The sequence below is a fragment of the Nitrincola tapanii genome, assembly GCF_008368715.1.
GTDB classification, from domain to species: domain Bacteria; phylum Pseudomonadota; class Gammaproteobacteria; order Pseudomonadales; family Balneatricaceae; genus Nitrincola; species Nitrincola tapanii.
Genome location: NZ_SMRS01000004.1, coordinates 1 through 18,880, shown reverse-complemented (window position 1 = coordinate 18,880; position 18,880 = coordinate 1). Strand labels below are relative to the sequence as shown.

At 51.1% G+C, this 18,880-nt stretch carries 14 protein-coding genes; 8 read left to right on the top strand and 6 right to left on the bottom strand.

Annotated features, from left to right (window positions below; genetic code table 11):
* The first annotated feature begins 95 nt into the window (after positions 1-95).
* The 5 genes from E1H14_RS05925 to E1H14_RS05905 all read left to right on the top strand — a co-directional run bounded on the left by E1H14_RS05925 (position 96) and on the right by E1H14_RS05905 (position 6,319).
* The gene (locus E1H14_RS05925; RefSeq protein ID WP_149390541.1) at positions 96-1,202 is read left to right on the top strand and encodes an efflux RND transporter periplasmic adaptor subunit; all 1,107 of its coding nucleotides are present in this window, start codon (positions 96-98) and stop codon (positions 1,200-1,202) included.
* Positions 1,202-4,252 carry an efflux RND transporter permease subunit gene (locus E1H14_RS05920; RefSeq protein WP_149390540.1) on the top strand — a complete coding sequence of 1,017 codons (3,051 nt, stop codon included), beginning with the start codon at positions 1,202-1,204 and terminating at the stop codon, positions 4,250-4,252. Before E1H14_RS05925 ends, E1H14_RS05920 begins: the two co-directional genes overlap by 1 nt.
* Before the next feature lie 70 nt (positions 4,253-4,322).
* Positions 4,323-4,760 carry an OsmC family protein gene (locus tag E1H14_RS05915; protein WP_149390539.1) on the top strand — a complete coding sequence of 146 codons (438 nt, stop codon included), beginning with the start codon at positions 4,323-4,325 and terminating at the stop codon, positions 4,758-4,760.
* Between the two features lie 243 nt (positions 4,761-5,003).
* Complete coding sequence (locus tag E1H14_RS05910; RefSeq protein ID WP_149390538.1) at positions 5,004-5,837, top strand: ion transporter; 834 nt, start codon at positions 5,004-5,006, stop codon at positions 5,835-5,837.
* Between the two features lie 68 nt (positions 5,838-5,905).
* Entirely contained in the window at positions 5,906-6,319 is a 414-nt protein-coding gene (locus E1H14_RS05905) for a DUF3429 domain-containing protein (RefSeq protein ID WP_149390537.1), read from the top strand.
* A 78-nt stretch (positions 6,320-6,397) separates the two neighbouring features.
* Here E1H14_RS05905 and E1H14_RS05900 read toward each other — a convergent pair whose 3' ends face one another.
* Genes E1H14_RS05900 through E1H14_RS05885 form a run of 4 tightly spaced genes read right to left on the bottom strand, consistent with a single transcriptional unit; the run spans position 6,398 to position 12,859 of the window.
* Positions 6,398-7,711 carry a DUF1329 domain-containing protein gene (locus E1H14_RS05900; protein ID WP_149390536.1) on the bottom strand — a complete coding sequence of 438 codons (1,314 nt, stop codon included), beginning with the start codon at positions 7,709-7,711 and terminating at the stop codon, positions 6,398-6,400.
* Positions 7,712-7,737: 26 nt separating this feature from the next.
* The gene (locus tag E1H14_RS05895; protein WP_149390535.1) at positions 7,738-9,414 is read right to left on the bottom strand and encodes a DUF1302 family protein; all 1,677 of its coding nucleotides are present in this window, start codon (positions 9,412-9,414) and stop codon (positions 7,738-7,740) included.
* A gap of 19 nt (positions 9,415-9,433) precedes the next feature.
* Complete coding sequence (locus E1H14_RS05890; protein ID WP_149390534.1) at positions 9,434-11,869, bottom strand: efflux RND transporter permease subunit; 2,436 nt, start codon at positions 11,867-11,869, stop codon at positions 9,434-9,436.
* Between the two features lie 21 nt (positions 11,870-11,890).
* Complete coding sequence (locus tag E1H14_RS05885) at positions 11,891-12,859, bottom strand: YCF48-related protein (RefSeq protein WP_149390533.1); 969 nt, start codon at positions 12,857-12,859, stop codon at positions 11,891-11,893.
* A gap of 370 nt (positions 12,860-13,229) precedes the next feature.
* Between E1H14_RS05885 and E1H14_RS05880 the strand changes: the two genes are divergently transcribed.
* From E1H14_RS05880 to E1H14_RS05870, 3 genes are all read left to right on the top strand, one after another.
* Entirely contained in the window at positions 13,230-14,942 is a 1,713-nt protein-coding gene (locus tag E1H14_RS05880; RefSeq protein WP_235017398.1) for a sigma-54-dependent Fis family transcriptional regulator, read from the top strand.
* A 198-nt stretch (positions 14,943-15,140) separates the two neighbouring features.
* Positions 15,141-15,986 (top strand): alpha/beta fold hydrolase, encoded by an 846-nt coding sequence (locus E1H14_RS05875; protein ID WP_149390531.1) that lies wholly within the window; start codon positions 15,141-15,143, stop codon positions 15,984-15,986.
* Positions 15,987-15,994: 8 nt separating this feature from the next.
* Positions 15,995-16,567 (top strand): antibiotic biosynthesis monooxygenase, encoded by a 573-nt coding sequence (locus E1H14_RS05870; protein ID WP_149390530.1) that lies wholly within the window; start codon positions 15,995-15,997, stop codon positions 16,565-16,567.
* An 81-nt stretch (positions 16,568-16,648) separates the two neighbouring features.
* Here the strand turns inward: E1H14_RS05870 and E1H14_RS05865 are convergent, their stop codons facing one another.
* Entirely contained in the window at positions 16,649-18,205 is a 1,557-nt protein-coding gene (locus E1H14_RS05865; RefSeq protein WP_160142029.1) for a methyl-accepting chemotaxis protein, read from the bottom strand.
* A gap of 242 nt (positions 18,206-18,447) precedes the next feature.
* Positions 18,448-18,639 (bottom strand): 2-hydroxymuconate tautomerase, encoded by a 192-nt coding sequence (locus E1H14_RS05860; protein WP_149390505.1) that lies wholly within the window; start codon positions 18,637-18,639, stop codon positions 18,448-18,450.
* Positions 18,640-18,880 lie beyond the last annotated feature (241 nt).

The window sequence follows — 18,880 nt, the reverse complement described above, 5'->3', positions numbered from 1 at the left end:
CCTAGGTGCAAGCTTGCTCGTGTAGAGGATGCGCAGTCGAGGTCTTTCCTGCTATGCTGCAACGCACTAAGCGTTACAGTCTAGGATGACCTCTTATGGCGACTTCAGATTCCAATTCGACCTCCTCCTCACCTAAAACTTCACGTTCTTTTTGGCTGGCGCTTGGACTCTCCCTTCTATTAATGGCCTGGATGCTAAGTGGTCGTATCGACTCTGCCGCGACTCAAGCGCCGCAGGCTCATTCCAGTGTCGAGACCGCCTTAGCGCAGGTCCAAACCCGTCGGCTAGAGGCACAAACGTTTCAGCCCAGTTTAATTTTGCAGGGCCAATTAGAGCCGATAAAGCATCTGCAGCTGCGGAGTCAAATCAGCGCCCGCATCGCGGAATTAGCCGCAGAACCCGGCCAAACACTGGCACAAGGTCAACTCATTCTGCGCTTTGATGTAGAGAATCGTCCCACCCAACTGGCACGTGCCGAGGCAGATTTACGCCTGCGTGAAGCCGAACTTCGTGCGGGGGAGCGCTTAAAGCAAAATCAACACCTGTCTGAAACCGATCTATTGCGCTTACGCTCAGCTTTGGCCAATGCACGTGCTGAACGCGATTTAATGCAGCAGCAACTGGCCTACACTGAGATAACCGCGCCTTTTGCAGGCTTACTCAATCGCCTACCGGTGGAGCCGGGTGAACTACGTCAGCCCGGCGATCTAGTGGCCGAACTCTTGGATATTTCGCAATTAAAGTTGATCGCTCAAGTTCCCCAACAACAGATCGCAGAACTCAGTGAAGGCTTAAAAGTGGAAGCGGTGTTGCTCAACCAGCAACGCTTAGCAGGCGAAATTCACTATCTATCCCATCTCGCGGAGTCCGATACCCGCAGCTTTCAGTTGGAAGCACGCCTGGAGAATCCTGAGTTACAACGCTTAGCGGGCAGCAGTGCACGCCTTGAAATCAAATTAGCTCCTCGCGCAGCACACTTTTTATCGCCCGCCTTATTGGCATTAGATGATCAGGGGCAAACCGGCTTATATACTGTGAATGCAGATCAGCGCGTTGAGTTTGTGGCCGTTGAACTACTCAGCCTGGGCACCGAAGGAGTTTGGGTGGGTGGAGCTCCTGAGCAATTGGAGCTGATTACTCTGGGCGCCGGTTTTGTCCAAGTTGGACAAAAAGTGGCCGTGGTCGCTGCGGAGGCACACTGATGCAGAGCCTGATTCAAGCGGCCTTAAATCGTAGCCGTGCTACGCTCATGTTGTTTGTATTTTTACTGATTGCAGGCTTGATGGCTTATCAAACCATTCCGAAAGAAGCCAATCCTGATGTTGTGATTCCGATGATGTATGTATCCATGGGGCTGGAAGGAATCAGCCCTGAGGATGCGGAGCGCTTGCTGGTACGCCCGATGGAGCAAGAGCTGCGCGCTTTGGAGGGAGTCAAGAAAATGACGGCAACGGCCAGTGAAGGCCACGCTTCAGTCATGCTGGAATTTGATGCCGGCTTTGATCCCAAACAAGCCTTGCAAGATGTGCGTGAAAAAGTCGATACCGCACGTTCTAAACTGCCGTCGGAAGCCGATGAGCCGCGTGTTCATGAAATTAACATCGCCCTCTTCCCCGTGATGACCCTGTCTTTGTCCGGTCCGGTGTCAGAAGCGGAGCTGGTCTTTTTAGCCCGACGCCTCAAAGATGCAATCGAAGGCATCCCCGAAGTACTGGAAGTGGATATTGCCGGTGATCGCGAAGATCTTCTTGAAATTCTGGTCGATCCCCAAATCCTCGATCAATATGGCATCGACTACACCCAACTATTTAACCTGGTTTCACGCAACAATCGGCTGGTTGCAGCCGGCAGCTTAGATACCGGTGCCGGTCGTTTAGCCATGAAAGTACCTGGGGTGATTGAATCCTTGGAAGATGTGATGAGCCTACCCGTCAAGGTCTCGGGAGATACGGTGGTCACTTTTGGTGACATCGCGGTGCTACGCCGTACCTTTAAGGATCCGACCGGTTTTGCTCGGATTAATGGCCAACCGGGTATTGTTTTAGAGGTTAAGAAACGTTCTGGGGCCAATATTATCGCCACCATCGAACAGGTACGCAGCTTGATTCAAGCGGCTGAAGCGCAGCTGCCAGCCGATATTCAAGTTGATTTCATCATGGATCAATCGATTGATGTGCGTAATCTACTTTCGGATTTACTCAATAATGTACTGACGGCCGTGGTGCTGGTTTTAATTTTGATCCTCGCCACACTGGGCTTACGCTCAGCACTCATGGTCGGCCTGACCATTCCCGGTGCCTTTTTAACCGGGATTTTGATGATCTGGGCGATAGGTTACACCCTGAACATCATCGTGCTCTTCTCATTGATTCTGGTCGCCGGAATGCTTGTGGATGGTGCAATAGTGGTCAGTGAGCTAGCGGATCGTTACCTACGTGAAGGCCATACACCTGCTCAAGCCTGGGTACAGGCCGCCAGTCGCATGAGCTGGCCGGTGATCGCCTCTACCGCAACGACGCTATCTGTCTTTCTGCCTCTGCTCTTCTGGCCCGGCGTGGTTGGGGAGTTTATGAAATACCTGCCGGCCACCGTCATTCTTTGCCTGCTGGCGTCCCTATTCATGGCCTTAGTTTTTCTACCGACCATGGGTGGCGTCCTTTCCAGTCGCGCTATAGTGCAAGAAAAAGCACCCGGCCCGGGGCTCGCGCTCTATCGACACTTACTGACACGCTTACTTAAGCACCCTTTACTCACCCTCCTAGGGATGCTGTCGTTAATCGCGCTGATCTACACGGCTTATGGACGCTTGAATCATGGCGTCGAGTTTTTTCCAAGCCTGGAGCCAGAAACACTGCAACTGCATGTACGCGCACGCGGCGATCTTTCTGTCTATGAAAAAGACGCGCTCTTGCAGGCGTTGGAGGCCCGCTTAAACCATCACCCAGAAGTTGAATCTCTCTATGCACGCAGCTTTGCTGCGCCCTCAACCCAGATGGGCAGTGATGTGATCGGCGTTTTACAATTCCGCCTGATCGAATGGCATCAACGTCGCAAAGCAGCCGAGATCATTGCGGATATGCGTGAGAAAACTGAGGATTTTGTCGGGATTGTCTTGGAGTTTCGCGAACAAGAGATGGGACCCGGCCAGGGTAAACCCGTCGAATTACAGATTAGTGCTCAATCCCCCGAACGCATGCTGCAAGCCGCTGATCAGATTCGTCAACGTATGCTAGAACTGGGGGGCTTTATTGATATTGAAGATGATCGTACCCTGCCCGGAATTGAATGGCGCTTAGGGGTCGATCGTGAAGCCGCCGCACGCATGGGTGCCGATGTGCTCAGTGTAGGCAATGCCGTGCAACTGGTCACGAATGGCCTCTTGTTGGCGAACTATCGTCCTGAAGATGCTAATGATGAAGTGGATATCCGTGTACGCTTACCGGGACATTGGCGCTCCCTCGACCAACTTGAACGCATGACCCTCAGCACCCATCGTGGCCAGGTGCCTTTAAGCGAATTTGTACGCCTCGAACCGGCTCCCAAAATCGGCACGTTGCATCGTGTGGATGGCATACGCACCCTCACCCTAAAAGCCGATCTTGCTGAAGGTTTCCGTTTAGATGAACGTTTACGTCAACTCGCCGATCTCTATCCGCAGCTACCCGAAGGGGTTGAGGTGAAGATCCGCGGTGAAGATGCCGATCAAAAAGAAGCCTCCACTTTTTTGATCACCGCTTTTATCTTGGCCATTTTATTAATGACTCTGATTCTGGTGATTCAATTTAATAGCCTCTATCAAACCCTTCTGGTGCTCTCAGCCATCCTGTTTTCTACTGCCGGTGTGCTCATGGGGCTGCTGATCAACGGTCAATCCTTTGGCATTGTGATGGTAGGTATGGGCATTATTGCCCTGGCCGGTATTGTCGTGAACAACAATATCATTTTGATTGATACCTACAATCTGCTGCGTACTGAAGGGATGGAAGCCTTTGAAGCTGCACTGGAGACGGGTTGTCTGCGTCTTCGCCCCGTCTTATTAACGGCCATTACCACGATCCTTGGCTTAATGCCGATGGTGTTAGGGGTGAATGTGAATCTCTTAGAACCCAGTTTAGGTTTGGGCGCGCCCTCCACGCAGTGGTGGACACAACTTTCCAGCGCGATTGCAGGCGGCTTAGCCTTCGCTACCCTGTTGACCCTACTCTTAACTCCATGCATGTTAGTTCTAGGGGCAAAATGGCTGAAACGTTGATCTGGATCGCTTTTAGACCTTGCCAGGAAGGGTTATATTAAGACTTCCTTATAAACCAATGAGTGTAACCATGAGCCAAACCAAAACTCTGAGTGTCAGTGCTGAAATGAACCAAGGCTTTGCGGTCACCAGTATCATTGATGGCCATCAAATGGTGATCGACCAACCTGTTACGGCCAAAGGCACAGGATTAGGGCCTACGCCTCTGCAGTATTTTCTCTTTGCCGTGGCAGGATGCATTGGCACCATTGCACGCATCGCCGCCTTCCAGAAAAAAATCGATCTCCGTAGCATGCAGATTCAAGTGGAAGGGGATTACAATCCCGCTGGACTCATGGGTAAAGCCTCTGAAGACCGTAACGGTTTTCAGCAGATACGTATCCTAGCCAGCATTGATGCCGATCTCAGTGAAACTGAAAAAAAAGCCTTTTTAGATGAAGTTTGCGAACGCTGCCCTTTGCATGACAACACTAAACTGGAAACTGAAGTCCTTCACAGTCTGGCCTAAACGCCCCGGCTTTAGGTTTTACCGCGAAGCGAGCGGATGGCTCTAGACGAGTCTTCTCAAGGCTTGTCTACAGCGACCTGTAGCGCCCGCTTCGCATCTCTTGCAAGACTTCGCCTCCCCTCCAGGCTTAGCCGCCTCAATCCTCTCTCCTTTTGTCATTCGAACAGCGTATAATCCGCGCGCAACCCGCCCGAGAGATCCGTACGGGCGTACTAACTGATACCCAGGGGAGTGATTGAGTGTATGCGTGTGTATTGGGATCAACTGCGTGATCGGCTAGAGCGTTTGCGCGCGAACAAGATCTTTGAAAGCTTTGTCATCTTTATCATTATTGTCTCCGCTCTGCTGATCGGTGCCAAAACCTATGAGGAAACCTCAAGGTTTGAACAGATCATGCGCTGGTTGGATCTAGGGATCACGCTCTTTTTCCTATTCGAGCTGATCATTCGCATCGCAGCCGAAAAACGCACGTTGAACTTCTTCAAAAAAGGTTGGAATCTGTTTGATTTTCTCATCGTCACCGCCAGCCTTATCCCGATCGATGATTCGGAAATGGTTTTGATCGCACGCCTCTTGCGTATCTTCCGCGTCCTACGTTTGGTATCGATGATTCCTGAGTTACGCATCCTCTTAGCGGCACTACTGAAATCCATCCCACGTATGGGCTATGTGGCCTTGCTGATGTTTATCATCTTCTACATCTACGCAGCGATCGGTAGCTTTCTGTTCGAATCGGTGGATGAACAGCTCTGGGGGAATATCGCCCTGGCGATGTTAACCCTTTTCCAAGTGGCGACCTTTGAAAGCTGGGCAACGGCTGTGCTCTATCCGACCATGGAACACTACCCTTACAGCTGGATCTATTTCCTGACCTTTATCTTCCTCAATGCTTTCATTTTCTTAAACATGATGATCGGGATCGTGCTGGATGTGATGCAAAAAGAAAGTGCAGCCGAGCAGCTGGAAACGGGGGAAGGAGAAGTTGCCGAAATTCATTGGATGCGTGAACATATGCAACTGATGAGTGAACAACTGGCTCGGATTGAAGCGCAGTTACAGGAGCAGAAAAAACTCTGATCTCTTTTTGATTGAACGCCTAAGCGTCTAGCCTCGTAAAAGCGAAGAAACCTTTACGAGGCTCTTTAATGCGCAGTCTACAACTTCTCGGTTATGCCGGTTTAATCCCCTTCGTCACCCTGCCCCTGGTCATCTGGCTCAATTGGCCATTTTCTGCGGCACAAGCCCTACTCGGCTTCCAACTCTACAGCTGCTTGATTCTAGGCTTTATGGCCGGGGTTCTCTGGCCTGCCCTACATGCTAAAGACACACCCACCCTCTGGGCTTACCTAGCCGTTAGCTTTCCAGTCCTGAGCTTTATAGCCTGGATGATCCTGCCGACCTGGGCTCTGTGGATTCAAGCCGCATTGTTTTTCCTCCTGCGCCTGACGGAGATCATCTCTCGTCTGGATCAAGCCTATCCGGCAGGCTATGCACGTTTACGTTGGCACTTAACCGGTGTGGTGGTCGCAGCGCACCTGTTGGTTGCGCTCTGGCGCTAATGTTTGGCGAGCGCGTATAAAAAAGCCCGGCTCTAAAGCCGGGCAATCACTAGGTATATGAAGATGAAGGTGGAGAGATTAACGGCCTGAAGCGCGCAGGTTCTGCACGTTCATTTTGCTTGGCGGTGTCAAGGAAGGATCAACGATGCCTTTGAACTGACCGGTGGTGCAGTGTTGAGCCTGAACATCGATCATGGTGAACGCATCATCAATTGCCACACCCGATCCTTTATTAATGGGCAGATGATGATCGGGATGCGCCTGGCCTATCACCCAAGCTTTCCAGAGATTACCGGAACGGTCATACACATTGGTGCGTGGAATGGTGAAGGTCTGAGCATCCATATAGTGAACACGACGGCTCACCGGATGGTTTTCATCCACAGGCTTAGCTTCCACCTCATAGACTTTACGCAGCTGCCAGGTGATTTTCGGGAAACAACCGCCCTGACCGGTAAAATCGACAAACTGATAGCCATCACTTTCTGCCGGCATATCGGTCGCCAGTTCCAGATCATTATGATTAAAGAAAGGCATCAACATATAACGGGTGCCTTTATAATCCCAGTTCATATCACTGATGCGGCCGTTATAACCCTCGAAGTCCTCAATCATAATATCGGAACCCAAGAAAGCATCCGTGACCTGACCGGTCGACAAACGACGCACTCGACGCTGGAAGCCTAAATAGAGATAGGCGTTATCCAGTTTGGAATCATCCTCAAAGCGCTGAATCAACAACTGAGTATCGCGCACATCGGCAGGCTCCAAGGCTTGCACATAGGTTGCACGGAACAACTCAGATGGATTCGGTTCAATCGCCGGTTTCGGCTCCTGATTCACACGGCGAGTGAAGTTGAGGAAGTGGAAGTTAAATTTGATGGTGCGTTCCACCTGTCCAGTCGCCATATTCCGGTACTTCCAGTAGAAAGGCATGATCGCTGCCGAATCTCCCCAGTTGTAACCGTACTTGTAGTTCCAAGCTAACTTTTCCCCTGCACGCGGATCTTGTGCAGAAGGCTCCGCAGGGAAAGGACGCCCAGCGCTGGTTCCAGAGATCTCTCCGGGTTTAGCACCCAACTGCGCCTGGCTCGCTTGTTCACGCGTCGCTTGGATATAGTTAGGGTGCAGATCAAATGACGTGGTTTCACCGACACGTATCTCATAATTACCCAGTTTAACCTGCTCCAACATTGCCGGATCCAGAACCTCTTTTGCCACTTCCCAGTTGGACTGGTTGATCACCATCCCCACTTGAATCCCCGCCGCCGCAGGCAGCGAACTCTTATAGGGGAAGAAAGAGTTTTCAATGTCCTGTTCGCTCACGGCCAGGACACTGGTACTGGTCAGCAATCCACTGATGGCGATCGAAATTAAGGCTTTTTTAAACATCGCTTTTATCCTTATTGTTGTCTAAATCAGAAGTTGTAACGCACAGTGAACTGAATTTCGTTTTCCTTGTTCGCCACCCCGATCGGGCCATTGGTGAAGCGTGCCAGAGGCTCTGTCTGACCCGAAGAATCCCCAGCCAACCCCTCCGCTACACTCCAAGGGAAACGTTCTTTACCACCCCGTTTGATATTCGCACCCAGAGTAAATTTGAGCTGATCATTGGCCAGCCACTCGACGGAGGGTGCAAACACTGAGGCATCCGCACGGAAGTCATGTGCCATCACGATCTGTGGACTGAGACGGTCATTCATCCACCAGCCTTTAAACAACAGTGTACCGGTCCAGTTGTCCTTAAAGTTCGGCATATCGGATTCATGATCCAGAATATGCTCACCAAAGACCTGCGCTGAAATCAGGAAGGCACGACGTGGGTTCAACCAGGGGATCATCTGGTTTTTGTCGACACCCAGCACATAACGGAACATATCGGTTTCTTTATGCCCATTCTGATCACGCGGCAGCTCTTCACCCTTGGTATAGGTGGTTTCCAAACGCAAAATCGAATCTATCCCTGCCGCATAGTAGTCCACCGAACCGCCGACCAGATTCACACGTGGGAATTTGATATCAAACACCCCATCTGTCGCAGGTAGCGGCACACCAGGAGCCAACTCACGGAAATGCAGAGAAGGTAACTGCTGACGGTAGGTCAAAGCATTCAGAGAGAAGGTCAAATCCTTATAAACCCCTTCCCACTTCACCCCTAACTGGGTATTTTTCAGTGCCCAAGAAGGCTCATCAACGCTATGAATAATGGGCACACCCGAAGCCGAATAAGGATTCGTGCCACCAAATGCTGCCCCCGGAATCTGATCTAGTCCCATGACACGCGAGCTAAAGAAACAGCCCGCATCCAGAATACGATAAGACTGACCACAGGTTCCCAGATTGTTCGGGCGGAACTTATCCACGTTCCACACCAGAGATAAGTTAGAGTCATCAAACACCGAGGTGGGCCCCATACGCCATTCAGCATTGATCATCCACTGTGGGATACGAATATCTTCCAGCTCGTCATAGATGTTATGGCGAGAGTAATCGACTGGGTTGAGGACATCCAAGACACGGAACAGATCGGTTTTACCCCAGACCACCTGCTGACGACCGACTCGGAACGCTAGCTGACCGCCTGAATCCAGATCCTTCACCGCATCGACATAGAATTCGCGGAGAAAATCCGCTTTGCTATTAAATTCCGGGAACTTAGCATCGCGCTCTTTATGATCCATATAACCGTCCAGATTACGGCATAGGGTTGGATCATTTTCGCAAGGGAAAGGCACCCCCGGTGCTAAAATAGCCGTGGAGGTATCCTGCCCATGCCAATTAGCCCCTAGATAAGATTCTTGAGCGTTTTTACCAAACTCGCCTTTATTGAGGTCATAGACCCCATCATAGCTACCACGCAAGACACCGCGCATGGAGAGATTCCAATCGCCTTGTGAATCAAAATCCTTGCTAAAAGTCGCCTGTGCCGTATTGCGGAATTTTGATAACCCTGTGCCTTCACGATGGTAGGTTGCGTTTTCTACATAACCGTTCCAGCGCATCTCATTGGCCTGCGCAGACGATGCCATGCCGATCACGGCGGCTGCGACCGCCAGTGAAAGTGCGGTGCCTGTCGTTGTTATTTTTTTAGACATACGGAGTGAGCCCCTTAAGTTAAGCTTTGGTGGTAATCAACTGCGCCGCCTCTTCCTCTTCGAGATCAGCGTGAATCACACCGTCCTCATCGATGTAGGCGTTACAGATGAATTTGGGTTTGAATACCAGTACCCAGCTAGGCACCAGTAACATGGCGGCTGCGCCATTGAGCAGAATCATCACGATCAACAGCAAAGCGGCTTCGGCCTGAAAACGCAGATCGGAAAGCAGCACCCACATGACAATCCCTGCCATCAGGGTGATCGCGGTGAAACTGATCGCCAAACCTGTGGTACTGATGGCACGCTTCACGGCATGGCTGAGATCACCTGATAACGCCATCTCAGCCCGGATGCGGTCCATCATATAGATTGAGTAATCGATCCCCACTCCAACACCTACCGCGATGATGGGCACGGTGTTGATGTTGATACCCATCCCGACCAATCCCATGTAGGCATAGGTGAGTGTGGTGGCAAATAGCATCACCCCAAACATCATCAAACCGGCCATGAAAGAGGTATAGAAGAAGGCCACAAAGGCAAAAATGAGCAGGAAAACCAGCGGTAAAACAATCAGATTAGTTTCATACGCGGCTTCATTCATGGCGGCGGTCACGCCGATGGTGCCACCGGCCAAGCGGATGCTTAAGCCTTCCACCTTGCCTTCATTTTCTTCGATCCACTGGCGTGCGGTATGGATGGCACGACGGATCGTTTCCCCTTGATGATCCTTGTAGTAAAACACCAGATTTGCGATACGCTCATCGGTATCGACAAACTCATTCAAGGCACCTGGAATCGGACTGGACATCATGTAGGTGAACATCAAACCACCCACATACAGTTCATCATCCGGGATCTGTGCCCAACGTGGATCGTTGCTATGCAGGAGTCGATTCACCTGACGGATCAGATCCGGAATCCCTTTGGAGCCACCGACTTCTGGATCCAGAAGCATATGACGCTGTAGATCTGCCAAGGCATGCAGCACCTCGGGTCGTTTAATTCCTCCTGGGGCATCCATTTCCGCGACGATATACAGCTCTTCCGACCCAGGGAAACTGTCGTTAATCGCTTTTGAGGACTGGTTGTAATCATGGTCAGCATACAAAATCGGAGAGCCGGGTTCTGACTCACCAATGACGACTTTCGAAGACAGGTAAAAACCCGCCGCCAATAAGAGTGCCGCCACCAGCAAAGCACGTTTGGCCGCCTTTTCACCGCTGATCAACTCCGCACAAATAAACCCGACCTGACGGAAAAGATTATGACGGATACGGATATTGCGCGGTTTAGGGAGAATCGAGAGCAATAGCGGCACCGCCAAAAGTACGGTGATAATGATGCTGAGCGCCCAGAGTGATGCAAAATGGGCCAGCTTGGTATTCAGCGGAATCGAGCCGATAGCGATCAACAACAAACCCACCGCATCCGACACCACACCCAGACTGCCTGGGCGGAACAGGCTCTCAAAGGTCAAACGTGCCGACAGATGATGATCTTCATGCTCATTTAACTCCTGATAATAACGCTCCACCAACTGGATACCGTGTGACATCGCACGCGCCGAGATGAGGAAGGGAATCACCAAACTCAAAGGATCTAGGTTGTAACCAAACAGGGAGATGATGCCCAATCCCCAGATCGAGGAGACAATCACGCCCGCGAGAGGAATCAGTACGCCGTAGGCCTTACGGAAATAGAAAATCAGCAGCGCAATCATAATCAGCGCGGTAAAGAGGAAGATTTCAATAATCTGCGACAGATATTGATAGGCCCAACCCACTAACATCGGCTGCCCGGTGACGTGAATAATCACCCCTTCCGCGGCTTCGTTCGCACGCATCTCCTGGATCGCAGCAAAGGTCGCAGCATAATCCAGCTGCCCCTCATACAACTGGGCTTTGACCAGCGCCATATGCCGATCAGGGCTCACCAATGGCCCATAAATACGCGGATCCGAGCTGACATCCTGGCGTATTTGATCAAGTTGCTCTGCGCTCAGCTGTGTTCTTTCCGGGTTGTAATAGGCCTCGGAGTTAACATTCCCTTCCGGCGTTAGCCAGACTTTGCGTGAGTTACGATGCGTCACGCTGGTCACTAGGTTGTGGTTGACACCGGGTAAACTGTCAACAGCCTGAGTAATACGATGAATGCGTGCCAAGGCTTCATTGTCGAAGATGTCATGTTCAGTAAATTCAACCCCGACAATGATGACATTCGCGCCGCCAAAAGAGCCTTTGATCTCGTTATGCAGTTCAATATAGGGATGGGTTTGTGGCAAAAGATCCGCAAAATCTGAATACATCTTCACGCCAGGAATACGCGAAGCGAAGAAAATTGTAATGATTAAAATCAGACTCAATAGAATCTTGGGATGGTTAAAAAGCTTCTGATCGAGATTATGCAACCAGTGCGTAGCCTTATGGGCAGACGCCGAGAATTTATCCATGATCGTTCCTGCGTATTGTTGTTATTGAATCGACAGGCTAAAAAGTGAGCCCTGCCCACCCGCAATCAGAACCTGATCGGCTTGTGTGCGCAGAGCAGAGCGCAGATAGGCGGGTGTGGCACTGGGTAAAGTTACTTGCACCCAACGCTCGCCTTCTCGCTGTAACACCACACCCCGATCGCCTAGAGCCAATTGCACTTCGGCATCGGCATACAAGCCATACAAGGGGGCTTGCACTGGAGTCGGCTCAACACGCCAGGTTTCACCGCCGTCTTGAGTGTGTAAGATCATGCCGTCCAGACCGGAAACCCACGCGGTTTCGGCATCCAGAAAGGCACTGCTCAGGGGGTAAAAATCCCCCGGCATGGGTTCCAGCAACTGCCAGCTGGCTCCGGCATCATCACTGCGCGCGACCATGCCGTATTCACCCGTGACAAAGGCGGTCGAAGTATCCACAAACTCCAGGGTATTGAGCATGGCATCTTCATCCAGAGACTGTTCATCCCAAGACTGGCCAAGATCCTCAGAAACCATGAGTGTGGAATAACTGCCCACTGCCCAAACACGGTTATCGGGCGCACAGGTCAGGGCCAGAAGATTTTCTTCGGTGGGAATCGGATGGCTCTGCCAACTCAGCGCGTCATCCTGACTGAACCAGAGCTGACGTTCGGCACTCAGAGCCACCAGCGTATTATCTGGACAAAGTGCCAGACTAATCAGCGCTGGGGCACCGGGTAAAACCTGGCGACTCCAGGCATCCCCCTCACGCTGGCGAGCGCGGGTTAACACCACACCATAGTCACCCACGGCGACATAGGTCTGATGACTGGCGGCCAGAGCATGCAGTTGATCGGTGCGCCGGATAGGTTTTTGTAACTCCTCTTCCACACCGGATAACACCAGTGGAGCCTCACAGCCACCCAAGGAAAGGAGCAAAGGAAGCGAAAGCCATACAGCTTTGCTGGGTCGAGATTTCTGATAGCTACTCATCGTTATTTTTCTTGTAGATGAATGAATGTGTGCCACTTCAGTGGTCTAGACGCTCTACAGCAAAGCCTGTGCCAAGAACAGAAATGAAATTATTTATTAATTTAAAATCAGTTATTTAGAATTAAATTGTTGGTCTAAAAATCGATTTAAGACCCTCATCACACCACAGCCTAGGGTTAGGGACTTTATGATTTGATCAACTCATTAGGCTGAAATGTGTGATTTGATGAAAAAGAGCCGATTGCACTCGATAAGATGTGCTGAGTGCGGAGGGAAAGGATTGCTGAAGCTAGGCAGACAGGTTAGCCTTATAGACGCTCAAACCCATGTCCAGATCATAATAAATACAAATCTCCGACAGGAACGCACCGTGTCTGAAGTCCATTTGCAATACCCTGATCTATCGCATTTGATTGACCGCCTGCATTTTAAGCCCACTGAGGGGAAAATTTGGTTAGCCGAGCAGCGCTCTATCTTAATGGGCCTAGGCGCACTCTCCAGCTTTCGTAAAGAGATCATCAGCACCCTCGGGCAGGAGCGTGGCAAAGGCTTTTTTATGCGCCTGGGTTACTATTCCGGTATGCGCGATGCCGAACTGGCACGTAAACTCAACCCAGATGCCTCACCGGAAAAAGCGTTCCTCTTTGGCCCACAAATGCACGCCCTGCGCGGCATGGTTAAGGTTATCCCGTTAAAACTGGACTTTTGCCTCGACACCCCTCATTTCTATGCAGAATTTGAATGGATTGACTCTTTTGAAGTCGAAATCTGCCGCAATGCACTGGGTCAACTCAATGAACCGGCCTGCTGGATGCTTCTGGGTTATGCCTGTGCCTATTCCAGCCACTTTACGGGTCTGGACATTCAATTTCGTGAAGTGACCTGTCGTGGCCAAGGCGATGCACATTGCCTCATTATCGGTAAATTAGCGCAAGAATGGCCCGATCATGAAGAGTTCAGTCAATTGTTTCGTGAAGCGCCTCTGATCGATGAACTCTATGAGTTGCAATCGCGCATCGCTGACCTGGAATTAAGCATTCAATATCCAGAAGATGTTCCCAGAGCGCTCGGTGAAGCACCGCCCTTTACCAGTGCGTTAACCATGATCGACCGGGGGGCTAACTCCGATGTCACCATGCTGTTAATCGGTGAAACCGGAACCGGAAAAGAGGTGCTGGCACGCCGTGTTCATAGCATGTCAGCCCGCAGCCAAGGCCCTTTTGTTGCCGTCAACTGCGCGGCGATTCCCCCTGAGCTGATCGAGTCTGAACTCTTTGGTGTAGAGAAAGGCGCCTATACCGGTGCCATGCAATCCCGGCCAGGTCGTTTTGAGCGAGCCGATGGTGGCACTATTTTTCTGGATGAGATCATCGAGCTGTCACCACGTGCACAAGCCGCCTTGTTACGCGTGATTCAGGAAGGTGAACTGGAGCGTGTCGGAGATACTCGAACGCGTAAGGTGAATGTCCGTATCGTCGCCGCTACCAACGAAGACCTGGCGGCAGCCGTGAAAGCAGGCCGCTTTCGGGCGGATCTCTTTTATCGCATCAATGCCTATATGGTGGTGATTCCTCCTTTGCGGGAAAGGCGCAATGACATCGCGCTCCTCGCAGAACATTTTCGTCAGCGTTATGAAAAACAATATCGCAAAAAAACGCTCGGCTTGAGTGATCGCGCGATGGAGGCGCTGAATCGCCACGACTGGCCTGGCAATATTCGTGAGCTGGAAAATGCCGTGGAGCGTGGCATCATCCTGACAGATGAACACAGTTCAATTACCGAAGAGAATCTGTTTAGTATCCGTCCCAAACGTGAACTCTCAGACGATCTACGTAAACTGAACCAAAGCTCAGGTCAGTTGGAAAAACCCGATCATCAACAACTCTTTCGTGAAACCCTGGCGGAACAGGTCTTAGCTAACCAAATCGGCATCAATGACCTGGAGACACTGCTGATCGATAAAGCAATGGAGAAATCAGAACAGAATGTTTCGGCTGCGGCACGCCTTCTCGGTTTAAGTCGCGCAGCTTTAGCCTATCGCCTCAAGCGTCGTGACGATCACACAGAGAGTGACGAAGCTTAACGCCTGTCACCCCTACCTTTTCATCATTTGCTGAAATCGGATAGAAGATTTCAGCAAATGGTGCATCAAAATTCTTTTCTGGCTAGCGGTCTCCCGCCAAAAAACCTAGACTTAAGTCGCAAATTAATTCTTTCCTAGCCATGGCACAAGCCTTGCTAACTCCTTATTCCAATAAGCACAATAAGGAATAAAAACCCCATGTCTCACGCTGAAAATCCTGAAATTGCGCAGCAGATCCGCGCAGCAGGCTTTACCACCAATCTGCATGACCTAGGTGAAGGCTTTCCCTTGATGATGATTCATGGTTCGGGCCCGGGTGTCACCGCTTGGGCTAATTGGCGCTTAGTCATGCCCAGCCTAGCCCTTTCACGTCGAGTTATTGCGCCCGATATGCTAGGGTTTGGTTATTCTGAGCGCCCCGCCAACATCCAGTATGAGCGCGATCTCTGGGTTCAACACGCACTCGGAGTGCTGGATGCGTTGGGTCTGGAACAGGTGGATCTTTTGGGGAACTCCTTTGGCGGTGGCATCGCCCTGGCCTTGGCTTTAGCACATCCACAGCGAGTACGCCGTTTAATTTTGATGGGCAGCACCGGTGTCTCTTTTCCTCTGACCCCTGGTTTAGATGCGGTGTGGGGCTATACCCCGTCTTTTGAAACCATGCGTCGTTTGATGGATACCTTTGCTTATGACCGCAGCCGTGTCACCGATGAGCTGGCCGAGCTTCGCTATCAAGCCAGTATTCGCCCCGGCTTTCAGGAGTCCTTTGCACAGATGTTTCCCGCTCCACGCCAACGCTGGGTAGATGGATTAGCCAGCCCTGAAGAGCAGATACGTCAACTCCCCCACGAAACCCTGATTTTGCATGGCCGTGAAGACGAAGTGATTCCTCTGAGTGCGTCCCTGACTCTGCATGATTGGATCCCCAACTCACAGCTGCATGTTTTTGGGCACTGTGGGCACTGGACACAGATCGAACATTCCGAACGTTTTATCCGCCTGGTCAATGACTTCCTCAGTGAAGCCGAGCCTCTCAAGTCCTAGGAGAAACTATGTCCCACAACCTGGCACAGGAACCTGTCACCGTTGTTATCTCACGCCGGGTCAAACCCGGCTGTGAGACCGAATTCGAACAACTCAGCACCGAAATGACCGAAACGGCTGCACAATTTCCCGGTTATCTTGGAGCGAATCTATTTCGTCCCGCTTCCAAAGATGATCCCGAGTACCGTATCGTCTTTAAATTCCGCTCTCAGGCTGAACTCAGCCAATGGCAGGAAGCACCAAAACGCTTAGCACTTTTAGATAAGTTTGAAGATCTACTCATCGAACCGAGTAAAGTAGAGATCACTTCCGGCATCATCACCTGGTTTACCCTCCCGGCACAAAACCCTGTGCAACCCCCAGCGAAGTGGAAGATGACCTTTGTCAGCTGGTTGGCCCTCTATCCAACGGTCACACTGATTTTTTTTCTGATCGCAGATCTGCTGGCCCCCCTTCCCTTACCGCTACGCACGATGATTATCACCGCGATTGTCATGGTGTTGATGTCTTATGTCCTGATGCCACGTTTTACGCGTTGGTTTGCTTTCTGGCTATTTCCGAAAAAACGTGATCTGCGTTAAGACCCACTTCCGCAATCCATGAGAATGAAATAGGGGGCGAAATACAGCCCCCTTAATCACTTCACAAACTCAAGCCTTAACTTAAGCTTGTGCTAAGGCGCGCACCAGAAAACGTTGGCGCTCGGCCTGTTGCGCCGACTGATGATTCAATTCCAGTGTCTTACTGGCTTCGGCGACCGTATTCTGTCCTTGCAGATGCAGATCCTGTAAACGATGGCTGACTTCTGAGGTCACTGCGGTCTGCTGCTCACTGGCTGTTGCCAATTGATGCGTCATCGTGCTGATCTGATCCACCGCTTGTAAAATCTGATGTAAACGCTCACCGGTTTGCTCTATGCGTGCCACACTGGCATCCGACAAACTACGTTTATTGGCCATGGCTTCGACGATGCGTTCGGTTTCTTGTTGTAGACTGACAATCATGCCATCAATTTCACCTGTCGCACTTTGTGTGCGCTGCGCTAATTGGCGCACCTCATCCGCGACCACGGCAAAACCACGGCCATTTTCACCCGCGCGTGCCGCTTCAATCGCCGCATTCAATGCCAAGAGATTGGTTTGTTCGGAAATGGCACGGATCACATTCACAATATTCCCTATCTGAGCACTGACATCCGCTAAAGAGGTCACGGCCTGTTCTGTGTCACGAATCGAGCTGGCAAGATGTCGGATCGATTGCACACTGGCCGAAACCGCACCACACCCTTCCTGTGCCTGTTTTTGTGCGCCACTGGCTTGATCTGCCACTTCATTGGTATTGCCGCTCATCGCATCAACCGTTTGTGCAATCTCTTCGATCGCCGTCGCCACCTGTGTCAGTACATCCTGTTGACGGAAAAGATCTTCACAGGTGCCACGCATCACCTCAACGGTTTGATCCGCACTTAAGCGCACATCGTCGGCGGAATAGCGCATACGGCAGAGAATCGCTGCCAATTGATTGTGTTGCAGTTGCATTGCCAATTGTAACTGTCCAACCTCATCCACACGCCCGGTATAAATTAATTGCTTAACCGGATGACTGACACGCTGCCGACTCTCGGCAACCAGCTTTTGCAAAGGACGTGTTAAAGAAAAAATGCCTATTCCCGCGAACACAGCAGACGCTAAGCTCAATAATAACGCCGGCCACCCAGGCGTCCACAGCGCTAGACCCAGCCAAAGCGGCAGCATCGCCAGAAATATAAGCAAAGATAAACGTTGGCCTAAACTGATACTGGGCAAGCGTAATGACCAAGGCATCTTCCCCTGTTTACGCAACTGATACACCTGATGGGCACGTGTTTCCACGTCCTGAGACGCGGGTTGCAAAATCAGATGCAGTTCAACCAATTTTTCATGATCGACCACGGGCAACACATAGGCATCCACCCAGAGCGGATGTTGATCCTGTTTTGCCAGTGACAAGATTCCCATCCAGGGTTTACCACTGCGTACCGTTTTCCATAAATCGGTAAAGGGGCCCTCTGGCATATCCGCATGTTTGAGCTGGCTCAGATTCCAGCCGAGCAGTGCCTCTTGGGCATAACCTGAGTGAATATGAAACTGTGTTGAACTCTGTATGATTTTTCCCTCGGGATCACAAACAAGCAACATAGGTTCCTGGCGCGACAATCGATTATTTTTATTATGGGTCATGAGGATCTCGATTTTTAACAAGACGATTAGGAAACAAAGCATAAAAAAAGGATATAAGTAGCCGCATTCACTACTTATATCCAAACGCAGATTTGGACTCTGCGAGCCTGTCTGAAATGAGAAAACCTGTTTAGAGTAAGCAGGCATCGCGATCGGTACTATCCGCTGCGCGTGTTTGCCTATCCTTTTTCTACCTATCTTTTTTCTAACGCTCTTTGCTCTAGCGAATTTGAAGCGGCGTTTTAACGCCCCAGTTTTTTCGCTGACTGTCCCCCGATCCCAAAATGCTGCTTCGGCATCTCGGTCAGGATCACGCGTACACTCGCTTCCGGAGCGTCGAGCGCCTGGGCGATCGCTTCCGTCACCTTGGCGATCAACTGCTCTTTCTGCGCATCACTGCGCCCCTCCAGTAGATGGATCTGTGCCACCGGCATCGCCTTCTCCTTGATCAAGACCCTCCTGCACCGCGCACAAGGGTCGTTTTTTATGAGTCTAGACGCTTATGGGTTGAGAGCACCGCGTCCAGACGGATCGGCTCAAGCCCCCTTACACGAACTTAGCGGTGATGCTGCCCAGATCCTGGTAACGGATGTTGATCGAGTCGCCCTTCTTCACGCTGACCGCCGCTGTGATGCCGCCGGTCATGATAAAGGTGCCCGCCGGGATCTCTTCGCC

Excerpts from the sequence above, each read along its gene's own strand:
- E1H14_RS05920 (WP_149390540.1), top strand. The coding sequence starts at position 1,202 with ATGCAGAGCCTGATTCAAGCGGCCTTAAATCGTAGCCGTGCTACGCTC.
- E1H14_RS05910 (WP_149390538.1), top strand. The coding sequence starts at position 5,004 with ATGCGTGTGTATTGGGATCAACTGCGTGATCGGCTAGAGCGTTTGCGC.
- E1H14_RS05865 (WP_160142029.1), bottom strand. The coding sequence starts at position 18,205 with ATGACCCATAATAAAAATAATCGATTGTCGCGCCAGGAACCTATGTTG.
- E1H14_RS05895 (WP_149390535.1), bottom strand. The coding sequence starts at position 9,414 with ATGTCTAAAAAAATAACAACGACAGGCACCGCACTTTCACTGGCGGTC.
- E1H14_RS05900 (WP_149390536.1), bottom strand. The coding sequence starts at position 7,711 with ATGTTTAAAAAAGCCTTAATTTCGATCGCCATCAGTGGATTGCTGACC.
- E1H14_RS05875 (WP_149390531.1), top strand. The coding sequence starts at position 15,141 with ATGTCTCACGCTGAAAATCCTGAAATTGCGCAGCAGATCCGCGCAGCA.
- E1H14_RS05905 (WP_149390537.1), top strand. The coding sequence starts at position 5,906 with ATGCGCAGTCTACAACTTCTCGGTTATGCCGGTTTAATCCCCTTCGTC.
- E1H14_RS05870 (WP_149390530.1), top strand. The coding sequence starts at position 15,995 with ATGTCCCACAACCTGGCACAGGAACCTGTCACCGTTGTTATCTCACGC.
- E1H14_RS05915 (WP_149390539.1), top strand. The coding sequence starts at position 4,323 with ATGAGCCAAACCAAAACTCTGAGTGTCAGTGCTGAAATGAACCAAGGC.
- E1H14_RS05925 (WP_149390541.1), top strand. The coding sequence starts at position 96 with ATGGCGACTTCAGATTCCAATTCGACCTCCTCCTCACCTAAAACTTCA.
- E1H14_RS05860 (WP_149390505.1), bottom strand. The coding sequence starts at position 18,639 with ATGCCGGTGGCACAGATCCATCTACTGGAGGGGCGCAGTGATGCGCAG.
- E1H14_RS05885 (WP_149390533.1), bottom strand. The coding sequence starts at position 12,859 with ATGAGTAGCTATCAGAAATCTCGACCCAGCAAAGCTGTATGGCTTTCG.
- E1H14_RS05890 (WP_149390534.1), bottom strand. The coding sequence starts at position 11,869 with ATGGATAAATTCTCGGCGTCTGCCCATAAGGCTACGCACTGGTTGCAT.